Annotated in this window: 13 protein-coding genes; 4 read left to right on the top strand and 9 right to left on the bottom strand. The window is 72.5% G+C overall.

Features of this window, described 5'->3' with window-relative positions:
* The 8 genes from dgoD to AB0E91_RS28355 all read right to left on the bottom strand — a co-directional run bounded on the left by dgoD (position 1) and on the right by AB0E91_RS28355 (position 10,133).
* Entirely contained in the window at positions 1-1,146 is a 1,146-nt protein-coding gene (gene dgoD / locus AB0E91_RS28390; RefSeq protein WP_361787697.1) for a galactonate dehydratase, read from the bottom strand.
* Positions 1,143-1,880 (bottom strand): FCD domain-containing protein, encoded by a 738-nt coding sequence (locus AB0E91_RS28385; RefSeq protein WP_361787695.1) that lies wholly within the window; start codon positions 1,878-1,880, stop codon positions 1,143-1,145. The genes dgoD and AB0E91_RS28385 overlap by 4 nt, the downstream gene beginning before the upstream one ends.
* A gap of 40 nt (positions 1,881-1,920) precedes the next feature.
* The gene (locus AB0E91_RS28380; RefSeq protein WP_361787693.1) at positions 1,921-2,694 is read right to left on the bottom strand and encodes an SDR family oxidoreductase; all 774 of its coding nucleotides are present in this window, start codon (positions 2,692-2,694) and stop codon (positions 1,921-1,923) included.
* Positions 2,695-2,754: 60 nt separating this feature from the next.
* Positions 2,755-4,890, bottom strand: coding sequence for an alpha-galactosidase (locus AB0E91_RS28375; protein WP_361787691.1), 2,136 nt, complete (start codon positions 4,888-4,890; stop codon positions 2,755-2,757).
* Positions 4,887-5,735, bottom strand: coding sequence for a carbohydrate ABC transporter permease (locus tag AB0E91_RS28370; RefSeq protein WP_361787689.1), 849 nt, complete (start codon positions 5,733-5,735; stop codon positions 4,887-4,889). The genes AB0E91_RS28375 and AB0E91_RS28370 overlap by 4 nt, the downstream gene beginning before the upstream one ends.
* Positions 5,735-6,676 (bottom strand): sugar ABC transporter permease, encoded by a 942-nt coding sequence (locus AB0E91_RS28365; RefSeq protein WP_361787687.1) that lies wholly within the window; start codon positions 6,674-6,676, stop codon positions 5,735-5,737. Before AB0E91_RS28365 ends, AB0E91_RS28370 begins: the two co-directional genes overlap by 1 nt.
* A gap of 1 nt (position 6,677) precedes the next feature.
* Entirely contained in the window at positions 6,678-7,967 is a 1,290-nt protein-coding gene (locus AB0E91_RS28360; protein ID WP_361787685.1) for an extracellular solute-binding protein, read from the bottom strand.
* 117 nt (positions 7,968-8,084) lie between these two features.
* Positions 8,085-10,133 (bottom strand): glycoside hydrolase family 27 protein, encoded by a 2,049-nt coding sequence (locus AB0E91_RS28355; protein ID WP_361787819.1) that lies wholly within the window; start codon positions 10,131-10,133, stop codon positions 8,085-8,087.
* A 395-nt stretch (positions 10,134-10,528) separates the two neighbouring features.
* On the opposite strand from AB0E91_RS28355, the gene AB0E91_RS28350 reads away from it, so the two are divergent.
* Together AB0E91_RS28350 and AB0E91_RS28345 are read left to right on the top strand one after the other, a co-directional pair.
* Positions 10,529-14,605 (top strand): discoidin domain-containing protein, encoded by a 4,077-nt coding sequence (locus AB0E91_RS28350; protein WP_361787683.1) that lies wholly within the window; start codon positions 10,529-10,531, stop codon positions 14,603-14,605.
* 224 nt (positions 14,606-14,829) lie between these two features.
* Positions 14,830-16,134 carry a ricin-type beta-trefoil lectin domain protein gene (locus AB0E91_RS28345; RefSeq protein WP_361787681.1) on the top strand — a complete coding sequence of 435 codons (1,305 nt, stop codon included), beginning with the start codon at positions 14,830-14,832 and terminating at the stop codon, positions 16,132-16,134.
* 22 nt (positions 16,135-16,156) lie between these two features.
* On the opposite strand, the gene AB0E91_RS28340 is transcribed toward AB0E91_RS28345, so the two are convergent.
* Entirely contained in the window at positions 16,157-16,717 is a 561-nt protein-coding gene (locus AB0E91_RS28340) for a hypothetical protein (RefSeq protein ID WP_361787679.1), read from the bottom strand.
* A gap of 120 nt (positions 16,718-16,837) precedes the next feature.
* Here AB0E91_RS28340 and AB0E91_RS28335 point away from each other — a divergent pair, with 120 nt between their 5' ends.
* Both AB0E91_RS28335 and AB0E91_RS28330 read left to right on the top strand, forming a co-directional pair.
* Positions 16,838-17,452 (top strand): TetR/AcrR family transcriptional regulator, encoded by a 615-nt coding sequence (locus AB0E91_RS28335; protein WP_361787677.1) that lies wholly within the window; start codon positions 16,838-16,840, stop codon positions 17,450-17,452.
* Between the two features lie 95 nt (positions 17,453-17,547).
* Positions 17,548-25,812 carry a type I polyketide synthase gene (locus tag AB0E91_RS28330; RefSeq protein ID WP_361787675.1) on the top strand — a complete coding sequence of 2,755 codons (8,265 nt, stop codon included), beginning with the start codon at positions 17,548-17,550 and terminating at the stop codon, positions 25,810-25,812.
* Positions 25,813-25,819: the final 7 nt, after the last annotated feature.

The raw sequence follows: 25,819 nt of genomic DNA, 5'->3' as shown, positions 1-25,819 counted from the left end.
TCACCACTCCGTGAACGAGCCGTCGGCGTGCCGCCACACCGGGTTGCGCCAGGCGTGCCCGGCGCGGTCGGCGGCGCGTACGGCGTCCTCGTCCACGGTGATGCCCAGCCCTGGCGCCTCGCCCCGGTGGGCGTGTCCGGCGGTGAAGCGGAACGGCTCGGGGTCGACGACGTAGGAGAGCAGGTCGGCGTCCTTGTTGTAGTGGATGCCGCGGCTCTGCTCCTGGATGAGGAAGTTGGGTGTGGCGAAGGCGACTTGGAGGCTGGCGGCGAGTGCGATCGGGCCGAGTGGGCAGTGCGGGGCGAGCAGCGCGCCGTGGCACTCGGCGAGCGAGGCGATACGGGTCACCTCGGAGATGCCGCCCGCGTGCGAGAGGTCCGGCTGGGCGACGGCGATGCCGGCGTTCAGCGCGGGCAGGAACTCGGCGCGGGAGAAGAGGCGTTCACCCATCGCAATCGGAACAGAACTCGCCGCGACCAGGCCGGCCAGCAGATGCCCCTGCTCGGGAAGGACGGGCTCCTCCACGAACAACGGGTGCAGCGGCGCGAGTTCGGCGAGAACACGGCGAGCGGAGGCGGCCCCGAACCGTCCGTGGAAGTCGACGGCGACATCCCGGTCGGGGCCGAGCACCTCACGCGCGGCGGCCACACGCGCGACCACGGCGGCGGTCTCGGCGGCGGTGGCGACGGGCGAGGTCGGGCCCGCCGCGTTCATCTTGACGGCGGTGAAGCCCGCCTCGATCTGTTCGGTGACCTGCTCGCCGATCCGGGCGGGTTCGTCCCCGCCGACCCAGGCGTAGACCCGGACACGGTCGCGCACGGGGCCGCCGAGCAGGGCGTGCACGGGCGCGCCGTAGGTCTTGCCGGCGATGTCCCACAGGGCCTGGTCGAGACCGGCGACGGCGCTCGACAGGATCGGGCCGCCCCGGTAGAAGCCGCCCTTGGTGAGGACCTGCCAGTGGTCCTGGATGCGCAGCGGGTCCTGGCCGACGAGGTATTCGGAGAGGACCTCCACCGCGCTCCTGACGACCTCCGCGCGGCCCTCGACCACGGGTTCGCCCCAGCCGGCCACGCCGTCGTCGGTCTCGATGCGGCAGAACAGCCAGCGCGGCGGGACCAGGAAGGTTTCAATACGAGCGATCTTCACTTGGCGCCGCTGCCTTTCGTGTCGTCGGAGGTGTCGACCCGGTCCAGGTCGCGCCCGGCCTGGTCGAGCAGGGCGCGCATCGCGGCCTCGGCGGCCAGCGGGTCCCGGTCCCGTACGGCGTCCAGGACGGCGCGGTGGGCGGGTACGGGGTCCTCGCTGTGCGGGGAGCTGTGGACGATCCGGTCGCGGTGGGCGAGGCCCGACTCGATGACCATCTCCATGCGTTCGAGGAGTTCGTTGTGGGTGGCGGCGAGCAGCGCGCGGTGGAAGGCGAGGTCGGCGTCGACGGCGTGTGCCGGGTCGGGCTCGGTGCGGTCCATCGCGGCGAGCGCGTCGTCCAGGGCGGCGAGGTCGGCGTCGGTGCGCCGCTCGGCGGCGAGCCGTACGGCGGCGGGCTCGATGATGGCGCGGACCTCGGCGAGATCGCGCAGCAGCAGCCGGTCGGCCTCGGCGCCCGTGCCGCCCTCGAACTGCCAGCGCAGCACGTCGGCGTCGAGCAGGTTCCAGTCGGCGCGGGCCCGTACGAACGTGCCGCGTTTCTGGCGGGCGTCGACCATGCCCTTGGCGGCGAGCACCTTCAGGCACTCGCGCAGGGCGGTGAGGCTGACGTCGAGTTCGCTCTGCAGCGCCACGAGGTCGAGGGTGGCCCCTTCGGGGATCTCGCCGCCCAGGATGCGGCGCGCCAGTGCCTCCACGGTCTGGCCGTGGACGCCTCGGCGGGCGTAGGGCGTCATGTCGTAGAGCCTTTCTTCGGTCGTGGACGGTCCGCGGCGCTCACGCGGAGGACTTGACGACGCTCCAGCCGCCGTCCACGAGGAGGTGCGATCCGGTGATGTAGGAAGCCTCGCAGGAGCAGAGGAAGGCGATGGCGGCGGCCGCCTCCTCGGGGGTGCCGAAGCGGCCGGCGGCGGTCTCGGCGACGCTGCGCTCGCGGTCGGCCTCGGAGACCCGGTCCCAGGCCGCGGTCAGGATCGGCCCGGGCAGGACGGCGTTGACGCGGACCTCGGGCCCGTATTCGACGGCGAGTTGCCCGCACAGCGAGAGCAGCGCGCCCTTGCCGGCCGCGTAGGCGGGGTGGCCGGGGATGCCCTTGTGCGCGTGGACGGACGAGGTCAGGACGACGGCGCCCCGGCGTGCGCGCAGGTCGGGCAGGGCGGCGCGGAAGCCGAGGAATCCGCCGGTGAGGTTGACGTCGAGCTGGCGCCGCCAGGACTCGGGGGTCAGCTCGTGGGCGGGGCGGACGTCGACGGTGTAGGCGCCTGAGACCAGGACGTCGACCGGGCCGAAGGCGTGGGCGGCGTCGATGACGCGGGTCCAGTCGTCCTCGGCGGAGACGTCGGCGTGGACGTAGACAGCCTGGCCGCCGTCCTTGGTGATGCGCTCGGCCACCGCCTCGCCCCGCTCGTCCGCGATGTCGGCGAGCACGACGGCGGCTCCCTCCTGCGCGAGGCGTTCGGCGGTGGCCGCTCCGATGCCGGAGGCGGCTCCGGTCACCACGGCTGTGAGGCCGGTGAAGCGTGCACCGTGCCGGTGTGCGGGCTGGTCCATCGTGGGGTTCGGCTCCTTCATGGGTTGCGTGGCCGCTTCATGGGTTGCGTGGCCGCGCGGCTATCGGCGGGTCAGTACGACGAGCTGGGCGTCGTGGTCGGCGGTCCAGGCGAACGGCAGGCCGTAGTGCAGCAGGTGGGCGCCGCTGTACGCGGTGCCGGTGTCCTCGTCGCCGTAGACGGCGGCCGGGTCGAGTCCGCGCAGCCGGAGCCGGGCGGGGCGGCCGGGCACGAGCGGGGCGCCGTCGAGCACGCCGGTGCCGAACGCGGCGACGACGGTGCGCGGGCCGTCGGCCTCGGTGTACTGGACGCCGCAGGCCGGGTCCTCGGGGGTGCCGAGCAGGCGGGCCTCGCCGTGGTGGACGACGTCGCGGATCTCCTTGTAGCGGGCGATCCAGCGGGCGGCCTCGGCCCGCTGTTCCGGGGTCCAGGAGCGCAGGTCGGCGCCGACGCCGAGGACGCCGCACATCGCCAGCACGAACCGGAAGGCGAGCGAGCGGGGGCGCGGGTCGAACACGCCGGGCGCGTCGGTGACCCAGGAGCTCATCATGTGCGGGGCGTGGGCGTGCAGGAACCCGTACTGGACGGTGAGGCGGTCCAGGGGTGCGGTGTTGTCGCTCGGCCAGACCACGTCGGTGCGGGCGAGGGTGGCGTGCTCGACGCGTCCGCCGCCGCCCGCGCAGCCCTCGACGGTGACGTGCGGGTGGACGGCGCGCAGGTGGTCCAGGACACGGAGGTAGCCGGTGACGTGCTCGGCGTCCAGGTCGAGCCGGTCGGCGGGTCCGGCGCCGGGACGGCCGCGTTCGGTGGGCGGCCGGTTCATGTCCCACTTGAGGTACTCGATCGGGTACTCGGTGAGCAGCCGGTCGAAGGTGCCGATCACGAAGTCCTGTACGTCGGTGCGGCCGAGGTCGAGCAGGAGCTGGTTGCGCACCAGGCGCCCCGGGCGGTTCTCCACGCGGTAGACCCAGTCGGGGTGTTGGGCGTACAGGCGGCTGTCCGGGCTGACCGCCTCGGGTTCGACCCAGAGGCCGAAGCCGAGCCCGAGTGCGCGCACGTCCTTGACGAACCGGTCGAAGCCCTGCGGGAATTGCGCCGGGTCGGGGTACCAGTCGCCGAGGCCGCCGGTGTCGTCGGCGCGGCCGGTGAACCAGCCGTCGTCGACGACGAACAGTTCGGCGCCGATCTCGGCGGCCTGCTTGGCGAGTTCGAGCTGACCGGCCGCGTCGACGTCGAAGCCGGTCGCCTCCCAGGAGTTGTAGAGGACCTTGCGGGGGCGGTGCAGCCGCTCGCCGCTCAGATGCCGCTCGTAGCGGTGCCAGACGCGGGCCAGGCCGTCGAGCCCTTCGGGACTGAACGCGCAGGCCAGACGCGGGGTGGTGAGGGTCTCGCCGGGCCGCAGGACGACGGCGCCCTCGTGCGGAACACGGCCGGCGCGGACACGGACGGCGCCGCCGGGTTCGGCCTCGGCGGTGATGTGCCAGTTGCCGGGCCACTCCAGGGCGATGCCGTAGGTGGGGGCGGTGCCGTCGTCGGGCAGGGCCGCGTCCTGGACGGCGAGCCAGGGGGCGTAGGCGTGTCCGGCCACGCCCTGAGTGCTGCCCATGGTGAACGTGCCGTGTTTCAGGTGCAGTTGGGTGCGGGTGAACTCCTGCGACCACTGTCCGGTGAGGTAGGTGAGGCGGGCTCCGGCGGTGACGGGCACGTTGATCGCGCCCGAGTCGAGGCGTTCCAGGCGGAGTTCGGTGTCGCCGGTGCAGGTCAGCTCGGTCCGGCGGAGGACGATGTCGGTGCCGGGCACGGTGGCGTAGCGCAGGGTGGTGCGCAGTCCGGCGACGTCGTCGGTGAACGTCAACCACAGGCCGTCCGCGTCCTGTTCGGCACCGGAGAACTCCCACCACACGCCGCGCTCGTGCCCAGAATGACCCGAGTGACCCGAGTGACCCGTGCGCCCCGAGTGCCCGACGACGAGGTCGGCGCCGGTGAACGGCCGCTGGCCCTGCGGCAGATACTCGGCGGGGGCGGCGTCGGCGGGGGTGATGAAGTGCGTGCGCCGGGACCAGTCGAGGGCGGACGGGCCGTCCTCCACGCCCAGCGGGCCCCAGGCGTCGAGTTCGGCCCAGGGGCCGAGCGGGGAGAGCCGCACCGTGTAACTGGTGTGCTCCGTACGGAGAGTCCAGCGTTCGCAGGGGGTCATTTCACCGCTCCGAGGTTGAGGCCCGCCACGAAGTGGCGCTGGAACCTGAGGAACACGGCCACCGTGGGGGCGGCGGCGATGACGGATCCGGCCGCGATCACGTTCCACATGGAGACGTACTGTCCCTGCAGGCCGATGAGGGCGGCCGTGATGGGCATCTTGGTGTCGCTGCGCAGGACGGTGATGGCCCAGAGCAGGTCGTTGAAGACCCAGGTGAAGGCGAGCGCACCGAGGGCGGCGAGCGCGGGGCGGGTGAGCGGGAGGATGATCCGCCAGAAGATCTGCCAGGGGCCCGCGCCGTCGACGACGGCCGCCTGCTGGATCTCGTCCGGGATCGCCCGCATGAAGCCGTGCAGGACGAAGACGTAGAAGCCGACACCGAAGCCGATCTGCACGCCGATCAGGGCGGGCAGCGTGTCGTGGACGCCCATGATCTCGCTGAGCTTGGAGACCGGGATGAGCAGGATCTGCGGGGGCAGCAGATTGCCGCCGAGCATGACGAGCAACAGGGTGCGGCGCAGCGGCATGTCGTAGCGGCTGAGGGCGAACGCGGCCATGGCGGCGAGCGCGAGGGTGATCAGCACGCAGGGGACGGTGACGATCAGGCTGTTGATCAGGGCACGCTGCTGGCCGCCGTCCACCCAGGCCTGTCGGAAGTTGCCGAGGGTGAAGGAGTGCGGCGGGCTGCCGAGTCCGTGGGCGGCGATGTCGTCGAACGAGCGCAGGCTGGTGACCAGGACCAGGGCGATGGGGGCCAGCCAGAGCGCGGACAGCGCTCCGGCGCCGAGATGGAATCCGGCGGTCGCGGCCCGCCTGCGCCTGAGGGCGCTGGAGTTGGCGGACATCAGTCGGCCTCCCGGAAGGCGCGGACGAGGTAGGAGCAGATGACGCCGAAGGCCAGTACGAAGATGACGACGGCGAGGGCGGAGCCGTAGCCGAGCCGGAGGGACTGGAAGGCGGTGGAGTACATGTAGGTGCTCAGCAGTTCGGACGTGTGGTAGGGGCCGCCTCGGGTGAGCGACCAGACGACGTCGAAGGAGCGCAGCGAGTCGATGACGATGACGGACAGCACGACGGCGTTGACACCGCGCAGCTGAGGGAGCGTCACGTGCCGGAAGCGGTGCCATCGTCCGGCGCCGTCCATCCTGGCCGCCTCGTAGAGCGAGGGGTCGATGCCCTTGAGGCCGGCCAGGTAGAGCACCATCACGTAGCCGATCTGGCGCCACAGGGCGGGGACGATCACGGCGTAGAGGGCGGTGTCCTGGTCGGCGAGCCAGGCGTGGCGCAGGCTGCCGAGGCCGACGCCTTGCAGGAGCTGGTTGAGTACGCCGTCGGGCTGGTAGATCGCCTGCCAGACGAGGGCGGTCGCCACGAGGGAGAAGACGACGGGCAGGAAGAGGGCGGCGCGGTAGCAGCCGACGCCGCGGCGTTCCTGCTGGAGCAGCAGGGCGGTGCCGAGGCCGAGGAGCGCGGAGAGCCCGCCGAACAGCGCCAGCCAGAGCACGGTGTCGAGGGCGGCGGTCCGGAAGACCTCGTCGTGCGCCATCTCCTGGAAGTTGCCGAGGCCGACGAACCGGGGCGGGGAGACGCCGTCCCAGGAGGTGAGGGCGAGGTAGAAGCCCTGGAGGGCGGGCCAGAACACCCACAGGGCCTCGGCGAGCAGCGGTATCAGGACGAACGCGAGGACGAGTGGCGGGGTGCGGCGGACCGGCCCCCGGCCGCGCCTGCCGCCGTCGGACGGCGTGGTGGCCGGGGTTTTCCGCGTGGTGGTCGTGAGCACTGCCACCTCAGGCACTCCAGATCTTCGCGGCGTCGCGCTGCCAGTCGGTGAGGATGGAGCCGACGCTCTTGGGCTGGGCGATGAACTTGGTCAGTGCGGTGTCGGCCGTGGGCTGGAGGGCGTCGCTGGAGTCGCGGTTGAAGAACTGCGTGAGTTCGGCGGCGGATTCGATGTGCGCGCGGCCCTTCTTCACCAGGGGCGTGCCGGCGTCCTTGGCGTCGGGGTGGCAGGGCAGGACGGTGCCGGAGGAGCCCTTGATGTAGATCTCCTGGGCCTCGGCCGTGGCGAGGTACTTCATCAGGTCGCCGACCTGCCGGGTACGTCCGCTGCGGGCGCTGGCGAAGTAGCCGTCGGTGGGGGCCTCTTCGGCGAGCGGGACCTTGGGGTCGATCACGGGGAAGCGGAAGAAGTCAATGTCGTCGAGGGCGTCCTTGGGGGCGGCGTCGGCGAAGAAGGTGCCGATGAGCATCATGCCGCTGCGGCCGTTGAGCAGGGCGGTGGTGGCGTCCTGGAAGGCGACGGCGGTGCCGTTGGGGTCGAAGTACGGCAGCACTTCCTGCCAGCGGTCGAAGACCCGGCGCACCTCGGGGTCGTCGAAGCGGTGCTTTCCGGCGAGGAGTTCGCGGTGGTAACCGGCGCCGTTGATACGGATGTCGAGGTAGTCGAACCACGCGGAGGCGACCCAGGCGGTGTTGCCTCCGGCGCCGAGGCCGATCGGGGCGACGCCCTTGGACTTGAGGGTGTCGCACAGGTCCAGGAACTCGTCCCAGGTCTGGGGCTCCCGCACGCCCCACTTGGCGAAGTTCGACTTCCGGTAGAACATGCCCCACCAGTAGTAGGTGGAGGGCACGAACACCTTCTTGCCGGAGCCTGCGGTGCACAGCGAGTTCAGCGCCTTGGAGTAGCGCTTGAGGTCGGGCGAGGAGGCCCAGACGTCGTCGAGGCCGAGCAGCAGGTCCTTCTTCGCGTAGGCGTCCGCGACCGATCCGGGGTACCAGGTGTAGACGTCCGGCGGGTTGGCGGAGGTGAGGTAGGTGGGGAGCTGGGTGCGGAAGGTCTCGGCGGCGACGGTGTTGAGGCTGACGCGCCCGGATCCCTTCTTGGCGTAGGCGGCGGCCAGGTCCTCCATCGCGGCCTTGGCCTGCGGCGCCGAGAGGTTCGACTGGAGGGTCACCGCGCCCGAGGAGGGGGACTTGGCGGAGGAGGACGAGGTGACACAGCCGCTGAGCAGAGCCGCCGCGCCGGTGGCGCCGAGTCCGGCGAGGAGTCCGCGGCGACTGGGCTGAAGGTTCGTCATGAAGCGCTCCCTGTGGATTCACGCGACGGGGCCGGTCGGCCGGGGGCCGGGGGCGGCCCCGTCGCGGCGGATCAAGGTTCGCGTGGTGCCCGCACCACGTCAAGATTAATTACTAATTTATTTGAACTGGGTGTGGTGGACGGTGCCGTCGACCCCTCGGTACACCGCGTCGACCGTGCCGTCCGGGCCCGCGACGGCGCCGAGCGAGCCGTCGAACGCGGCGCTCGGGAACTCCTCGCGCTTGCTCCAGCCCTGCCAGGCACCGGTGTCGTACCGCTGCTGCCAGAGCGTGTAGTCGCCGGCGCGGACGTAGAGCAGCACACGGTCGCCGGAGGCGACGAGCGTCGGGCTGCCGCCGACCGTGCCGCCGATGGAGGTCCAGTCGGACCACTCGCCGTCCGCCGTGCGGCTGCGGGTCCGGATGTCGTCGGCGGCGGAGCGCACGGCGACGTGGACACGGCCCTCGGAGTCGACGGCCGCCGACGGTCTGCCGTACGCCGGGCGGTCGCCGGGCGTGCCGAGCGAGGTCCAGCCGGTGTTCGCGCCGCGCTGGACGATGCGGCCGCCGGTGTCCGTGGCGAACAGCGTCCAGTGCCCGGGGTCGGTGAAGGCGACGCCCGGGGCGTCGGCGACCCGGCCGCCCAGGCTCTGCCAGCCGCTCCAGCGGCCCCCGGTGTAATAGCGCCGGTAGACATGGGAGTCGGCGCCGCGTACGAAGACGTCGATCCGGCCGTCGGCCGAGGCGTGGGCGGAGGGCTGGCCGAGGATGCCGCCGCGGACCGGGCCGCCGAGGTCGAGGACGCGGTTGCCCCTGCCGTCGGAGATCTGCTGGAGCAGGGTGCCGCGCGGGCCGCGCGCGAACGTGTCGAGCATGGAGCCGGTGCGGACGGCGGCCGGGCTCGCGGTGGCGGGCAGGCCGAGCTCCGTGCCGGGCAGCGCGTCGTCGCCGGTGAGACGGAGGAAGGCCGTGCCGTGCGCGGGGACCGTGACGGTGTACGACCCGGTGTGCGTGCCCCGGTCGGCGCGGGCGCGCAGGTCGCGGACCTCGACCCGGCCGCCGAGTGCGGCGTCGGAGAACTTGACGGTGCGTTCGGCCGCCTGGCCGGAGCGGTTGAGCAGGACGACCGCGCGGCGGCCGTGCCCGGAGAGGACCTTGCTGTAGACGTCGCCGGTCGCGTCGGTGGCCACGCGGACGCCCTGGACGCCGAGGCGGTCCTGGTCGACGCCGATGATCTCGGGGTTGCGCAGGACGGCGAGCATCGACGGCGACAGCGTGCGCGGGTCGGAGCCGAGGACCAGCGGGGAGCCCATCTCCGCCCACATGACGAACTGGGTGGTCGACTCCTCCTCGGTCAGCTCGAGGTTCCCGTCCGCCATGCGTCGCGTCGGGATCAGGTAGTCGGGGTCGTTGTAGTGGCCGGGGCCCTGGGCTTCGGGGTGCCAGGCGTTGGCGTCCATGTTGCGCAGGACGTTGGGCCACTGACCGGGGCTCGGGGTGCCCCAGGCGATGTCGGTGCCGGTGCGCCAGGAGTCCGCGACGGTCGGCGCGTAGGCGTAGGTGTTGTGGGCGTCCTGCTCGGGCGTGTGCGGCAGGCCCCAGTCGTCGGTGAGCGGGTTGCACAGGTTCAGCAGCATCCTGCGGCCCGACTTGGCGACCGCGTCGCCGAACTCCTTGAACGCGGTGCCCGGATCGAGCTTCTCGGAGATGCCGCACAGGAAGTCGACCTTGATGGCGTCGACCTTCCATCCGGCGAACTGCCTGGCGTCCTGCTCGTAGTGGCCCCGGCTGCCCAGACCGCAGCTCCTGCCGCCGTCGTAGGTGCCCGCATCGGTGTAGATGCCGGCCCGCAGTCCGCGCCGGTGCAGATAGGAGACGAGGGCCGGGATGCCGGACGGGAAACGCTCGGGGTTCGCGGTCAGCCGCCCCTGAGCGTCGCGGGGGACGTCGGCCTGCCAGCCGCCGTCGAGCCACACGATGTCGTAACCGCTGTCGCGCAGACCGCTGCTGACCAGCTTGTCCGCGACGGAGCGCACCTCCTTCTCGGTGGGCGCGCCGAGGCCGTAATAGGTGTTCCAGCCCATGTAGGGCGTGGGGGCGAGACCGCTGTCGTAGTAGTCCGGCGCGCCCTGGTCCACGCCCGGAGCCGCGTGGGCGGAGGGCGTCATCGTGGCGGCCAGGGCCACCGCGCTCGCCGCGGCGAGCGTGGTCCGGGCGAGCCGGACGCGGCGGGGATCGGGTACGGGCGGGCGTGAAGTCACGTGCCTCTCCCAGAGGTTGGGAAGCGGGATGTGTGCCACGGGCCGCGGGCGGGCACCGGCGCGGCGGCGCACCGGAGCAGGGGCCTGCGGTGTCACGGCGACGACTGTGGCGCCCGGCCGAAACACTGTCAATATTTATTCCTAATTTAAGAGAAACAAAGTCGCGACGCGTCGGACGTCTTGACAGCCCGATCGCGTGGCGGCAGTGTTCGGCAACGTTGTCAAGCGCATGGCAACGTTGTCATCCGCTCTGTTCCCCCAGCCTCGCCGTTCCTCGGTCTGCCCTGATCGGAGCCTTGTTGATGTCGGATCAGTCCTCCGTGCCCTCCCGGCGTGCCGTACTGTCGGCGGGATCCACCCTCCTGGCCGGGTTCGGCCTCGGCATGGGCCCGCTCGCCTCCGCCGCCGCGGCGGGAACCGGACACCCCGGCCGGGACACTCCCCCGGCCGAACTCGCCGCGTACCGGCCGGTTTCGGTGTCCTCGACCGACTACGCGCCGACCCCCGGCGAGTTCGCCGTGGACGGCCTCGCGGTGCGCGGGGTCCGGGGCAGTGGCTGGCGGGCGGCGGACGGCGACCCCCAGTGGATCAAGGTGGACCTTCAGGCGCTGTGCGAAGTCTCCTCGCTGCGGCTGGTGTTCGAGGCCACCGCGGACGACCCGCCGTTCAAGGAGTCCCCGACCGGAAGCCCGCGCGACAACACCACCGGCCGGGAGATCCTCTCCAGCTGCGCCACGGACTTCGTCGTCGAGACCTCGCGCGACGGTGCGTCCTGGACGGCGGTGTACCGCACCGATTCCGGCAGGGGCGGCGAGATGGACATCGCCCTGCCGGAGCCGGTCACCGCGCGCTGGGTGCGCATGACGGTGTTCAAGCGCTCCAACAGCAACCCGCTCGGCCTCAACGGCCTCCAGGTCTACGGCACTTGCCGCACCCGGCGCCCGGAGGCCACCGGCTGGACCGACTGGGGCGTGCGCGAACGGCACCCCGAGCCGCTGAAGGCGGCCGACGACGGAACCGTCCCGCTGGAGTCCGGCTGGGACCTGACGATGGACGACTGGGCCGGCGCCGACGGTGCCGTCCTGTCCCGCACGGGGCACGACACGAGCCGCTGGCTCCCGGCGACCGTTCCGGGCACCGTACTGACCTCACTGGTGGACCAGGGCCGACTTCCCGACCCGGTGGCCGGGTTCGGCAACCTCCACGTGCCCGAGGCCCTGTCCCGGCACTCCTGGTGGTACCGGCGCGAGTTCACCCTGCCCAGGGGCCTGCGGACCGGCTCGGGACGGCATGTCTGGCTGGAGTTCGACGGCGTGAACCACGAGGCCGAGGTCTGGTTCAACGGCGTCAGGGCCGGATCCTTCACCAACCCGTTCGCGCGTGCCTCCTACGACATCACCGAACTGCTGGCGGCCGGCGGCCAGGCGCTCGCGGTGAAGATCACCCCCGTGCCGTTCCCCGGCAGTCCGGCCGACAAGGGCCCGGCCGGTCTCGCCTTCGTCGACGCGGGCGCCACCATGATGAACCGCAACTCCCCCACCTACCTGGCCTCTTCGGGCTGGGACTGGATGCCCGCCGTGCGCGACCGCGCGGCCGGCATCTGGAACCACGTCCGGCTGCGCTCCACCGGCGCCGCCGTCATCGGCGACCCGCGCGTGGACACCCTGCTGCCCGACCTGCCCGCCACCACCACCGCCGAGCTGACCGTGGTGGTCCCGGTGCGCAACGCCGACAGCGCCGACCAACGCGTCACCGTCACCGCGGCGTTCGGCCGGGTACGGGTCACCCGGACCGTGACGGTCCCCGGCGGCAGGAGCACCGATGTCACCTTCACCCCGGCCGACTTCCCGCAACTGCGCCTGCGCGACCCCGCATTGTGGTGGCCCAACGGCTACGGCGAGCCAACCCTGCACGACCTCACCCTGACCGCGTCCGTGGACGGCCGGGAGAGCGACCGCCGCACCGCCCGCTTCGGCATACGCCAGTTCGGCTACGAGTACGGCGCGCTGCCGATGACGTTCCGGCGGAGCAGCGACGTCTTCACCCAGACCGTGAACTTCGCCCGGCAGAAGGCGCGTTACGTCCGCCTCCTGTGCCACACCCGCGCCACGCAGTGGGGCTCCTCGATATGGAACCTGTCGGTCCTGGACAGCTCCGCCCCCGGCAACGACCTGGCCCTCGGCAGGAAGGCGACCGCGTCCTCCGTCGACGACCCCTCGCACGGAGCGGCCAACGTCACCGACGGCGACGGCGACACCCGCTGGTCCTCCTCCTTCGACGACGGACAGTGGGTCCAGGTGGACCTGGGCTCGCCGGTCTCCTTCGACCGGATCGCGGTCGACTGGGAACAGGCGTACGCACGCACGTACACCGTCCAGGTCTCCGGCGACGGCTCCGCCTGGACGGACGTGCGCGACGTCGACAACGCCGCCGCCCCGCTGCCGTTCCACACCCCCGGCCCGGCGAGCATGCAGAACGTCGAGTTCGACGCGGTCACCGCGCGCCACCTGCGGGTGCTGTGCCGGACGCGCGCCACAAGCTGGGGCTTCTCGATGTGGGAGCTGGCCGTCGTGGACAGCGCCAGACCGGGCACCAACCTGGCGCTGCGCAAGCCCGCCACCGCCTCGACCGAGGGCGAGGGCACGGTCGCCGGCAACGCGGTGGACGGCGACGCCGGCACCCGCTGGACCTCGGCCTACGAGGACGACGGCTGGATCCGGTTCGACCTCGGCACCCCGGAGCGGTTCGACCGGGTGGCGATCACCTGGGAGCAGGCGTACGCGCGGACGTACACCATCCAGGTCTCCGACAACGGCACGGACTGGACGGACGTCACGTCCGTCGACAACTCGATCGCGCCGCTGAGGATCAGCGTCAACGGCGTGCGGGTGTTCTGCCGGGGCGGCAACTGGGGCTGGGACGAGCTGCTGCGCCGGATGCCGGCCGAACGCATGGACACCGCCGTGCGGATGCACCGCGACATGAACTTCACGATGATCCGCAACTGGGTGGGAAGCAGCAACCGCGAGGAGTTCTACGCCAGTTGTGACCAGCACGGCCTGCTGGTCTGGAACGACTTCCCCAACGCCTGGGCGATGGACCCGCCCGACCACGACGCCTTCAACAGCACGGCGCGGGACGTCGTGCTCCGCTACCGCATCCACCCGAGCGTCGTCGTGTGGTGCGGGGCCAACGAGGGCAACCCGCCCGCCGCCGTCGACGACGGCATGCGCGACGCGGTCCGCTCCGGGGCACCCGGAATCCTGTACCAGAACAACTCCGCGGACGGCATCGTCACCGGCGGCGGCCCCTACGGCTGGGTCGAACCGGAGAAGTACTTCTCCCCGACGACCTACGGCAGCAAGAACTACGGCTTCCACACCGAGATCGGCATGCCGGTGGTCCCCACGGCCGAGACCATGCGCCACCTGACCGGCGACGAGCCCGAGTGGCCCGTCGGCGGCGCCTGGTACCACCACGACTGGAGCACCCGGGGGAACCAGGCCCCACAGAACTACCGCGCCGCCATCGAGTCGCGGCTCGGCACGGCGACGGACCTGGACGACTTCTGCCGCAAGGCGCAGTTCCTCAACTACGAGAACCACCGCGCCATGTTCGAGGCGTGGAACGCCCGCCTCTGGGACGACGCGAGCGCACTGCTGCTGTGGATGTCCCACCCTGCCTGGTACAGCACGGTCTGGCAGACCTACGACTACGACTTCGACGTCAACGGCGCCTACTACGGCTCCCGCAAGGCATCCGAACCCGTGCACGTGCAGTCGAACCCGGTCGACGGCCAGGTCATCGCCGTCAACCACACCCCGCACACCATCCGCCGGGCCACCGTGACTGCCCACTGGTACGACCTCGACGGCCGCCAGGTGGCCGGTGAGCAGCGGGCGACCCTGGACATCGCTCCATCCACCACCGCTCATGCCTTCACCACCGACCCGAACGACTCCCTGCCCGACCTGTACCTGCTGCGCCTGCGACTCACCGACGAGCACGGAAATACCCTCGCGGAGAACACCTACTGGCGGTACCGGACACCGCAGGCCATGCGGGCACTGAACAAGACCCGGCGGACCAGGGTCTCGGTGGACGTCACCGGCCCGCACACCAACTCCGACGGGCGGCGCGAGCTGACCGCCAGGGTGACCAACCGGGGCTCGTCGGTGGCCGCGATGCTGCGCCTCTCCCTGGTGGACACCCGCTCCGGCGACCGGATACTGCCCGCCGAGTACAACGACAACTACCTCTGGCTGCTGCCCGGCGAATCCCGGACGGTCACCGTGTCGTGGCCCGGCCGCGCGGATGGGGCGCGACCGGGGCTGAGGGTTGAGGGGTACAACGTGCCGGAGGTGACGGGACGGCCGTAGCGGGGGGCCCGCCGGCGGCTGACGCGCTCCGGGGGCGCCGCCGGCGCGAGCGCGACCGCCGCAGCGGCTTGAGGGTGCGACTCCCCGGTGAGGGCCGTCGGCCGAGCGGGCGCGTTCGGGCCCTTGGCCCGGGGACCGTCACCCGTTAGGGTCCGGACCGACAACGTTGCCAAGCCGGGTACGGTCCCGCGCTCGTGCCGTGCCCCATTCCTGTGGAGAACCCGATGCCGGTTCCACACTCGAAGAGCCGCGTCCCCGGCCGGAGACCGGCGCGCGTGCTGTGCGCCGTGGCCGCCGCGTTGACCCTCGCCGTCGCCACGCCCGCGACGACCGCCTGGGCGCGGGCACAGTCCGGGCCCGGCGCCTCGGCCGACGCCGTCTCGGGGCTCGGCTACGTCGCGATGGGCAGCTCCTTCGCGGCCGGGCCGGGCATCCCGCCGGCGCAGGCGGGCAGCGGGGCCACGGCATGCGCCCGGTCGGCCGGCAATTACGCCACCATCGTCGCCCGCGATACCGGGGCAGACCTGACGGATGTCTCGTGCAGTGGCGCGACCACCGCGAACGTGCTGACGGTCGGTCAGTCCGGCCGGCCGCCGCAGGCCCAGGCCGTGACCACGGCGACCCGGGTGGTCACCGTCACCATCGGCGGAAACGACGTCAACTATCTGGGCAGCATCAACGCCTATTCCTGTCAGACCGGCGGCGGCACCAACTGCGGCACTGTGGACCGGAACGCGATCGACCAGACCTTCCCCGCCCTGGCCGGGCGGATCGAGGCCATCGTGAACGCCGTCCACGGCGCGGCACCGCAGGCGCACGTCTACCTGGTCAACTACTTCACCCTCCTGCCGGACGCCGGGGTCTGCGCCGACGTCCCGCTGACGGACGACCAGGCGGCGTTCGAGCGCGGTATCGCCTCGCGCCTGACGGACGCCACCGCCACCGCGGCAGCCGCCACCGGTGCGACCCTGGTCGATCTGGCGGCCGCCGCCCACGGACACGACGCGTGCGCCGGGAGCCCGTGGGTGGAGACGTACCGTCCGGCGGCGGGCCGCTCCGCGTACCACCCCAACGAAGCGGGGATGGCGGCGGCCGCGTCGCTCGTGGAGTCCGCGCTGAAGTCCCAGGGCCAGGTACGCACCGCGGTGTTCCACTCGGGTATCACCGGCAAGTGCGCCGATGTGCGGAACTCCGGCACCGCCGGCGGCACGCCTGTGCAGCTGTACGGCTGCAACGGCACCGACGCGCAGCGGTGGGCCCACGTTCCCGACGCGGGCGGCACCCTGCGGGCGCTGGGCGGCTGCCTCGACGTGAGCAACGGCGGGACCGCGAACGGGACCGGAGTGCAGCTCTGGCAGTGCAACGGCTCCGGCGCCCAGCGCTGGGTGCCCGGCCCCGGCTCCTCGCTGGTCAACCCGCAGTCGGGTCGGTGCCTGGACGACCCGGCGAGCTCCACCGCCGACGGGACCCAGCTGCAGATCTACGACTGCAACGGCACGGCCGCGCAGCAGTGGACCCCGGCTGCCTGACCCGGGCACGCGGTCGCCCGTGTCAGTTCTCCCTGGCGGCACGCCCCAGGCGCAGGGCTGAGACCAGGAAGAAGATGCCGCCCGGGACGGCGTAGCCGACCGCGCTGGTGAGCATGGGGTTGTCCGCACCGGCCGACGCGACGAACGACGCCCCGGCCAGGACCGAGATCCCGCCGCTGAGGATCATCGGCCACTGGCCTCCCAGCTTGCGACGGGGGACGGCCACGATCAGCTGGACCAGCCCGGACACGATCGCCCAGGCGCCCCACACGCGCAGCACCGCCGGGATGCCGGACGCGCCGGCGATACCCACGCCGACGGCCGCGACCAGGCTGACCGCCATGTTCACGTACAGGAGCGCCGACGATCCCGTGGTGCGCGAGGACCGCGCGTCGACGACGGCCGCACCCACGTCGAACAGGGGATACAGCACGAGCAGGACGATCCCGAGCGGACTGAGCTTCGCGGTCATCGTGAACATCACGAGGGCCCAGACGATGGCGAACGCGAACCGGACGAAGTACAGCCGCCGCAGGGCGGACGCCGTACCGCTGATGCCGGACGGAGCGGTAATGGTGCTCACGGTGATCCTTTCGGTGGACACGCGAAGACCTCCAGCGAGAACGAACGTTCTGTTCAACAACACTCGCAACCGTGTCGCGGCTTGTCAAGACCGAACGTTCTACCCATTACGATGGGCCGCATGGTGCACAGCGAATCCGAGAGCCGGCCGTCGGAAGCACGATCCCGGCTGCTCAAGACGGCCGGCCGGCTGTTCTACGCGGAGGGGATCCACAGCGTCGGTGTCGACCGCATCGTCGCGGAGGCGCAGGTGACACGGGCCACCTTTTATCGCCACTTCCCCAGCAAGGAGAGCCTCGTCGTCGCCTACCTGGAGGACGCCGACCGCGCCCTGCGCGGCCAGGCGGACGCGGCCATCGCCGCCGGGCTGCCGGCGGCCGACACCGTCCGGGCCCTCGGCTCGTCCATCGCCCAGGGCATCCGGTCCCCCGGCTTCCGAGGGTGCGCCTTCCTCAACGCCGTCGCCGAGTACCCGGACCCCGAACACCCGGTCCACCTGGCCGTCCTGGCGCACCGCCAGTGGTTCCTCGACACCGTCACCGGGCTGCTGGCCCAGATTCGGGAGCAGCCCGCCGAACCCGCCGCCCGCCACTTCGTGATGATGCGCGACGGCGCGATGGCCGCGGGCTGCCTCTTCGACCCGGCGCTGGTGTGCGAGACCTTCCTGCTCGGCGTCGAAGGACTCCTCAGGGCCCACGCCGCGACGCCCTCCCCCACCGAGCCGGCCGACACCTGACACGCTCTCCGCGAGACCACCTCGGACGACTCGTACGGCGCCCTCAACCACAAGCGCACACAAGGGATTTCCGGCGAATGAATACAGACGTTGGCATGGTCCGGCCGATTCCCGAGTTACTGCGGGAGCATGCCGGGCGTCTCGGCGACAAGGTTGCCTTCCAGGACCGCAGGACGCGGTTGACGTACCGGGATCTGGAGCGGCGGACCGGGCGGCTCGCGGGCCATCTGGCCGGGCTCGGGCTGGCGCGGGGCGAGCGGGTGGCCATCCTGCTCGGCAACCGTGTCGAGGCCGTCGAGAGCCTGCTCGCGGTCACCCGGGCGAGCGGTGTGGGCGTACCGCTGGACGCGGGGAGCCCCGGTGCGGAGCTGAACCGGCTGCTGGACGACTGCGGCGCGCGTGTACTCCTCGTCGATGAGGCCGAACTCGCCCGTCTACCAGAACTGTTGACCCGCCCTGGGGTGACCGTAGTGGTGGTCGACGGGGACGGGAGCACTCCGTCGTCATCCTGGGCAGGGCGCGGCATCCGGCGGTACGAGGATCTGGCAGGCACGGAGGCCGACAGACCCCCTCGGGACGATCTCGGGCTGGACGAAGTCGCGTGGCTGCTCTACACCTCCGGGTCCTCCGGCATCGCGAAGGGCGTCCTGTCCACGCAGCGCAACCGCCTGGCGCCGATCGCGGCGGGACTCGTGGGCGTCCTCGGCCTCTCGGAACGGGACCGGCTGCTGTGGCCCTTACCCCTCCACCACGCGATGAGCCAGATCGTCTGCGTTCTCGGGGTGGCCGCGACCGGCGCGAGTGCCGTGCTCCTGCCCCGGTTCTCGGTGACGGAGGTACTCGGCGAACTGCGCCGTACCGACGAGCCTCCCACCCTGCTCGGCGGCGTACCGACCACGTACTCGGCCCTGCTGGAGGCGATCCGCGACAAGCGGGGCGGCACAGGCACAGGCACAGGCACAGGCACAGGCGCCGACGGACTCGGCACGCCCGCGTTGCGGGGCTGCATCAGCGGAGGCGCTTCGGCGGGGCCGGAGTTCCGGCGAGCCTTCGAAGCCGTGTGCGGCACTTCCTACCTGGAGCACTACGGCAGTACCGAGGCGGGTCCGGTGACCATGGCGGCCCCGGGTGACGCGACGGCGGCCGGGTCGTGCGGCCGGGCGCTGCCCGGCACCCGGGTCCGGGTCGGCGGCGGCGCCGACGGACAGGACACGGGCGAGGGCGAGTTGTGGGTGAGCGGGCCGGGTGTGATGGCCGGTTACCACCGGGCGCCGGAGGCCACCGCCGAGGTGCTCCGCGACGGCTGGTTCCGCACCGGCGACCTGGCCAGGATCGAGCCCTCGGGGGACGTCGTGATCACCGGCCGGGCCAGTGATCTGATCATCCGGGGTGGCGCGAACGTCCACCCCTCGGAGGTGGAGGCGGTACTGCGGCGCCTGCCCGGTGTGGCGGACGCCGCCGTGGCCGGCCGCCCGCACCCCCTCTTCGGCGAGGTACCGGTCGCCTACCTGGTGGCCGCACCGGGCGGCAAGGCCCTCGACAGGGCAGCGATCCTCACCGCTTGCCGTGCGGAACTGTCCGCCTTCAAAGTGCCCACGGACCTGTACGAGGTGGAGCGCGTTCCCCGTACCGCCTCCGGGAAGGTACGGCGGCACGCCCTCGCCGGGCTGTCCCGTCGGGCGCTGGACGCCGAGGCGACCGGGGAACCGGCGGGGGAACTGCTGGCGCTGGTGCGGAGCGAGGTGGCGGCCCTGCTCGGCCGCCCGGCCGAGGCGGTGGAGCCGACGACGGCGCTCCGGGACCTGGGCATGGACTCCCTGACGGCCACCGTGCTGCGTGAGCGGTTGTCCGACGCGACCGGGCTCCCGCTCTCCGAGGCCGTCGCCTTCGACTTCCCCACGGCCGCCGCGCTCGCCGCGCACCTCCGGTCGCTGCGCGCCGCCGCGTCGTCCGGCCCCGCCTCCGTGGACCGTGGCGTGGCACGGCGGGACGACGACCCCGTGGTGATCGTGGGGATGGCATGCCGCTATCCCGGGGGTGTGACCTCCCCCGAGGAGTTGTGGCAGCTGGTGGCCGACGAGAGGGACGCGATCGGTCCGTTCCCCACCGACCGGGGCTGGGACACGGACGCGCTGTACGACCCGGACCCGGGTCGCCCCGGCCGGACATATGTGCGTGAGGGCGGTTTCCTCTCGGGTGTGGACCGATTCGATCCGGGCTTCTTCGGCATCTCGCCCCGCGAGGCCCCGGCCATGGATCCACAGCACCGGTTGCTGCTCGAAGTGGCGTGGGAGGCCTTCGAGAACGCCGGTGTCGTTCCCCGTACTCTGCGCGGCTCGGCGACCGGGGTGTACATAGGGTTGATGTACGGCGACTACGCCGGCCGGCTGACGGAGGTGCCGGAGCATGTCGAGGGGTACCTCGGCATCGGCAACTCCGGAAGCGTCGCCTCCGGCCGTATCGCCTACACCTTCGGGCTGGAGGGCCCGGCCATCACGGTGGACACGGCATGCTCGTCGTCCCTGGTCGCTCTGCATCTGGCGGCCCAGTCGCTGCGCCGCGGGGAGTGCTCCTTCGCGCTCGTCGGCGGGGCCACCGTGATGTCCGCTCCCTTGTCGTTCGTGGAGTTCAGCCGGCAGCGGGCGCTGGCCCCGGACGGCCGCTGCAAGGCGTTCGGCGCGTCCGCCGACGGCACGGGGTGGGCCGAGGGCGCGGGGATGCTGTTGCTCAGCCGGCTGTCGGAGGCGCGCGACGCCGGGCTCCCCGTACTGGCCGTGGTGCGCGGCTCGGCGGTCAACCAGGACGGGGCGAGCAACGGACTGACGGCACCGCACGGACCGGCACAGCAGCGGGTGATCCAACAGGCCCTCGCGGACGCGGGGTTGGGCCCCGGCGACATCGACGCGGTGGAGGCGCACGGCACCGGCACCCGGCTCGGCGATGTCATCGAGGCCGAGGCGTTCATGGCGACGTACGGACGTCAGGAGCGGGAGCGTCCGCTCTGGCTGGGCTCGGTCAAGTCGAACATCGGTCACACCCAGGCCGCCGCCGGGGTGGCCGGTGTGATCAAGACGGTGCAGGCGATGGCACACGGTGTACTGCCGCGCACCCTGCACGCCGATGAGCCGACCGACCGCGTCGACTGGTCGCCGGGGCGGGTGGCGCTGCTGAACCGGGCCGCGGAATGGCCGAGTTCGGAGCGGCCGCGCCGTGCGGGAGTGTCCTCGTTCGGCATCGGCGGCACCAATGCCCATGTGGTGCTCGAAGAGGCACCGACGGATCCCGCCACACCAACACCGGTTCCCGAGACGGGTGACGGGGCGGTCCAGGCGGTCGCCGTTCCGGTCTCGGCGAGGAGCGCGCCGGGGCTCAAAGAGCAGGCAAGGCGGTTGTACGACCGGGTGGCCGCCGATCCGGACGCGGCCCCGGCGGACATCGGGTACTCGCTCGCCACCACCCGTACGGCCTTCGAGCACCGGGCCGTGGTGGTGGCCCGGGACCGTGCGGAACTGCTCGCTTCCCTGCGGGTCGTGGCGGAGGGCGGAAACGGGCCCCTGGTGCACAACGGCACCTCGCGCCGCCAAGACGGCCCGCTGGCCTTCCTCTTCACCGGTCAGGGTAGTCAACGCAGCGCCATGGGACGCGAGTTGTACGCGTCGCGGAAGCTGTATTCGGCCTTCGCCCGGTCGTTCGACGAGATCTGCTCCCTGCTCGATCCGCTGTTGCCGGTGCCCCTGCGGGACGTCGTCCTCGCGGACCCCGGCACAAAGACGGGCGCGCTCCTGCACACGACCCGGTTCGCCCAGCCGGCCCTCTTCGCCCTGGAGACGGCTCTGTTCCGGCTGCTGGAGTCCTGGGGGGTACGCCCGGATCTGGTGGCCGGGCACTCACTGGGCGAGATCACGGCGGCGCACGTCGCCGGGGTGCTCTCCCTCGCGGACGCCTGCACCCTGGTGGCGGCGCGGGGCCGGCTGATGGACGCGCTGCCCCCGGGCGGGGCGATGGCCGCCGTGGCCGCCGGTGAGGAAGAGGTGACCGCCCAACTCGCGCATACGGGTGGTGCGGTGGAGATCGCCGCCGTCAACGGACCCGGCGCGGTGGTCGTCTCCGGGGACGAGACGGCGGTACGGGAGACCGTCGCGCACTTCCGCGACCGGGGCCGGTTCACGGCACCGCTTCAGGTGAGCCATGCTTTCCACTCCGTACGCGTGGAACCCATGCTGGGCGACTTCGCGGAGGTGCTGCGGGGCCTGTCCTTCGACGCACCGCGCATTCCCCTGGTCTCCGCCGTGGCGGGGGGACGGGCCGCCACCGAAGAAGAGCTGCGTTCCCCGGAGTTCTGGGTGGACCATGTGCGCCGCCCGGTCCGTTTCGCCGACTCGCTGGCACACCTTCGGGGCCGGGGCGCGGCACACTACGTCGAGCTCGGACCGGACGCGGTGCTCACCGGCCTGGTCAAGGGCTGCCTCGCCGCGCCGGGGCCCGCTCCGGACACGGGCGGCGAGGTGCCGCCGCCGCTGGTCCTGCCGACACTGCGCGCGGCACGGCCGGAGGGCGATGCCCTGACCGACACCCTGGCCGCTCTGCACGCCCATGGCGCTCCGGTCGACTGGCGGGCCGTTCTCTCAGCGCGCGGTGGCCGACGGGTCGCCTTGCCCACCTACCCCTTCCAGCGCCGTAGTTACTGGCTCGACGCCTCTCCGCGCAACCGGCCCACTCCCCCGTCGCACACGCCGGCCCATCCGTTCCTGTCGTACCGCACCACGACGGCCGACGACGACGGAGTGTTGCTGACGGGGATGCTCTCCGTGCGGGAGCGGCCCTGGCTGGCCGACCACAGGATCGCGGGGGAGGTGGTGCTGCCGGGGAGCGCTTTCGTCGAGATGGCCCTGCATGCCGGCGAGTCGGTGGGCACACCGGTACTGGACGAACTCGTCCTGGAGGCGCCACTGTCGCTGCCCCCGGAGGGCCCGGTCGAACTCCAGGTGAAGGTGTCGGGGCCGGACGACGCGGGGCGACGGACCGTGCGCTTCCACGCCCGGCCGCACGCGTCTGCCGGTCATGGTCCCTGGCACCGGCACGCCTCGGGGACCTTGGTCCCACAGCGGCCGACGGATCGCGGAACACCGGCCACCGGGACCGGCGCCGCGCCCTGGCCCCCGCCGGGCGCGGTCCCGCTGCACGTAGCCGGTCCGGGGGCCGACCCGTACGGGCCGCTGGCCGGGAGCGGTCTGGACTACGGGCCCGCGTTCCGGGGTCTGCGCGCCGCCTGGCGGGTCGGGGAGGAGCTGTACGCCGAGGTCGCGCTGCCCGACGCGGCCGGTGCCACGGAGACGGGCGGCCCGGGGTTCGTCCTGCATCCCGCGCTGCTGGACGCCGCGCTGCACGCGCTGGCACTCGCCGGCCCCATGGTGGTGGGCCGCTTCGAGGCGGACGGCGGCGGGGGCACGGCCCTGCCGTTCACCTTCGGCGGGGTGCACGTGTACACCTCTGGCGCGCGGCGGCTGCGGGTGCGGCTCGCTCCGGGACCGGACGGGCGGACGGAAGTGAAGCTGGCCGACGAGAAGGGGGCTCCGGTGGCGCGGGTGCGTTCGCTGGCGCTCCGGCCGCTTCCGCCCGGCGGACCGGGACGGGCGGTTCCGGACACCGCGGTGCTGCACCGGAGGGACTGGGTTCCGTTGTCCGAGCCGCCGGTGCCTCCCACGGCGCCGGTGTGGGGCGTTCTGGGCAGGGCGGGCAACAGGCTGACGGAGGTGCTCGCACCCCGGGGCTCCGGCGTTCCCGTGTATGCCGATCCGGCTTCGGCGGGCCAGGGTTCACCGGCCGTGGTCGTCGCACCGTGCCCGTGGTCGCCGGGCAGGACCGGTGGTACGGAGGGCACGACCGACGGTACGGAGGGCCCGTCGGCGCAGATTCTGCGGACGGCGAGCCTGACCCTGCGACTGGTACAGGAATGGCTCGCCGATCCGAACCTGGCGGGCTCCCGGCTCGTCCTCGTCACCTCCGGCGCCGTCGGCCCGGACGACGGTGGCCCGGAAGACGGTGGTCCGGACGACGGTGATCCGGCCGATGACGGCGACGATCCCGGGGACCGCGTACCGGCCCATGCGGCGGCGTGGGGGCTCGTCCGCTCGGCGATGCGCGAGAACCCGGGCCGTTTCGCCCTGATCGACATGGACGATCACCCGGACTCCTGGCGGGTCCTTCCCGCGCTGCTGGCCACTCCGGCACCGGAGACAGCCGTACGGAAGGGGACGGCGTACGTACCGAAACTCGCCCGGTCGGCCGGGCCCGGTGAGCGACAGCGGTCGCGGCCCGCGCTCGATCCGGAGGGCACCGTGCTGGTGACCGGCGGCACCGGGTCGCTGGGCATGCTGGTCGCACGGCACCTGGTCACCACTCACGGCGTCCGGCATCTGCTGCTCGCCAGTCGGCGCGGGCCGGACGCGCCGGGAGTGGGCGAACTCGTCGCCGAGCTGGGCGAATCCGGTGCCCGGGTGACCGTACGGGCATGTGACCTCACGGACCGGACGGCGCTCGCCGCGCTGCTCGACTCCGTACCGGCGGCTCATCCCCTGACCGGTGTCGTCCACACCGCGGCCGTGCTGGACGACGGAATCGTCCCGGCCCTCACCCCCGCCCGTCTGGAGAAGGTGCTGCGTCCCAAGGCGGAGACAGCCCTCGCCCTGCACGAACTGACGCGGGGGCACAAGCTCGCGATGTTCGCGCTGTACTCGTCGGTGGCGGGGGTCTTCGGCGCCGCCGGTCAGGCCAACTACGCGGCGGCCAACTGTGTGTTGGACGCGCTGGCGCGGCACCGGAAACGACTCGGGCTGCCCGGTACGTCGATCGTCTGGGGGCCGTGGCGGCAGAGCGACGGCATGACGGCACACCTGGCCGGCACGGACCTGCGAAGGGTGGCCGACTCCGGGTTCGCCCCGCTCGGCGCGGAGGAGGGGCTGAGTCTCTTCGACGCCGCCGTGGCCGGTGACGACCCCGTGGTGATCGCGGCCCGCCTCGACCCCGCGGTCCTCGACGGGGGCGTCCCGGAGGCGGCCCGCCTGCCGGGGGCCGCCGCAGGCGCGGACGGCCGAGCCGCTGCTTCGTTCAACCGGCGGCTGGCGACCGCCGCCCCGGAGGAGCGGACGGGGTTGCTGCTCGCGGAAGTACGGTCCAGGGCGGCCTCGGTACTGGGCCACCAGGAGGGCACGGGCTCGATCGACGAGGGCGGCCTGTTGGCGGACCTGGGGCTCGATTCCCTGGCCGCGGTCGATCTGCGCAACCTGCTGTCCGCGTCGACGGGGCTGACATTGCCGCCCACGCTGCTGTTCGACTTCCCGACGCCGCGTGCGGTCGCCGCCGAGCTGGCGGAACGGTACGCACGGGAGCTGGTTCCTTCCGGTTCCCCGGGTGCTCCGGAACGACCGGCCGCCACCGACCGCCTCGCGCATGACGGCGCTTCCGGCGGTCCGAGCGCGGCCGGTCCCGCGGATGCCCCGGTGCGGGTGGCAGGCGTACCGGAGCCCAGGGACGCTCCGGACTCCTTGGGCGCCCTGTTCCGCAGTGCCTGTGGCCGGGGCCGGACCTGGGACGGCATGGTGCTGCTCACGGTCGCCGCACGCCTGCGCGCGGTCTTCGACGACGCCGGGGCGACCGATGCGGTGCTCGCCCCCGTGACGCTCGAAGCGGGTGGCACGGGGGCCCGGCTGATCTGCTTCCCCGCGCTCAGCGCGCTCTCCGGGCCTCAGGAATACGCGCGCTTCGGCGCCGGACTGCGGGGTCTGCGGCCGGTTTCGGCAGTACGGTACCCGGGGTTCAGGCCCGAAGAGGCGCTGCCGGCCACGCTGAGCGCCTTCGTCACCGCGCAGACCGCCGCTGTCCGCGCGCTCGCGGGTCAGGAGCCCGTGGTCCTCCTGGGCCGCTCGGCCGGTGGCTGGGTGGCTCAGGCCGTGGCAGAGCGGCTGGAAGCGGAGGGCTCCGCCCCGGCCGCCGTCGTCCTGGTGGACACCTACCCTCACGACGCGGACAACCGCGGTCAGTCGCTCTCCGCGATGACGTCGGACATGCTGCACCGGGCGGCGCGGTTCTCCGGTGCCGAGCCGGATCGGCTCACCGCCATGGCCGGATACTTCGAGCTCTTCACCGGCCGGCAGCCCTCGGGCCTCACCGCCCCGACCCTCTTCGTACGGGCCGGGGACCCGCTGCCCGGCACGGAGCCCGCCCCGCCCTGGAGCGTGCCGCACACCGAAGTCACCGTTCCCGGGGACCACTACACCGTGCTGGAGGAACACGCTCGGACCACCGCGCTCGCCGTACACCACTGGCTGGCCGGGAGGGAGGGCGCCTTCGAGGCGCCGTAGCACCGCG

Origin of the sequence: Streptomyces sp. NPDC026659, assembly GCF_040638245.1 — a bacterium.
In the GTDB taxonomy this organism is placed as follows: domain Bacteria; phylum Actinomycetota; class Actinomycetes; order Streptomycetales; family Streptomycetaceae; genus Streptomyces.
Note: the sequence above shows the minus strand (reverse complement) of the source record. Positions and strands in the feature narration are given on the sequence as shown.

What these genes read in the sequence shown, in the direction of transcription:
- AB0E91_RS28385 (WP_361787695.1), bottom strand. Translation starts at nt 1,880, where the DNA reads ATGACGCCCTACGCCCGCCGAGGCGTCCACGGCCAGACCGTGGAGGCA.
- AB0E91_RS28380 (WP_361787693.1), bottom strand. Translation starts at nt 2,694, where the DNA reads ATGGACCAGCCCGCACACCGGCACGGTGCACGCTTCACCGGCCTCACA.
- AB0E91_RS28375 (WP_361787691.1), bottom strand. Translation starts at nt 4,890, where the DNA reads ATGACCCCCTGCGAACGCTGGACTCTCCGTACGGAGCACACCAGTTAC.
- AB0E91_RS28370 (WP_361787689.1), bottom strand. Translation starts at nt 5,735, where the DNA reads ATGTCCGCCAACTCCAGCGCCCTCAGGCGCAGGCGGGCCGCGACCGCC.
- AB0E91_RS28360 (WP_361787685.1), bottom strand. Translation starts at nt 7,967, where the DNA reads ATGACGAACCTTCAGCCCAGTCGCCGCGGACTCCTCGCCGGACTCGGC.
- AB0E91_RS28355 (WP_361787819.1), bottom strand. Translation starts at nt 10,133, where the DNA reads ATGACGCCCTCCGCCCACGCGGCTCCGGGCGTGGACCAGGGCGCGCCG.
- AB0E91_RS28350 (WP_361787683.1), top strand. Translation starts at nt 10,529, where the DNA reads ATGTCGGATCAGTCCTCCGTGCCCTCCCGGCGTGCCGTACTGTCGGCG.
- AB0E91_RS28345 (WP_361787681.1), top strand. Translation starts at nt 14,830, where the DNA reads ATGCCGGTTCCACACTCGAAGAGCCGCGTCCCCGGCCGGAGACCGGCG.
- AB0E91_RS28335 (WP_361787677.1), top strand. Translation starts at nt 16,838, where the DNA reads ATGGTGCACAGCGAATCCGAGAGCCGGCCGTCGGAAGCACGATCCCGG.
- AB0E91_RS28330 (WP_361787675.1), top strand. Translation starts at nt 17,548, where the DNA reads ATGGTCCGGCCGATTCCCGAGTTACTGCGGGAGCATGCCGGGCGTCTC.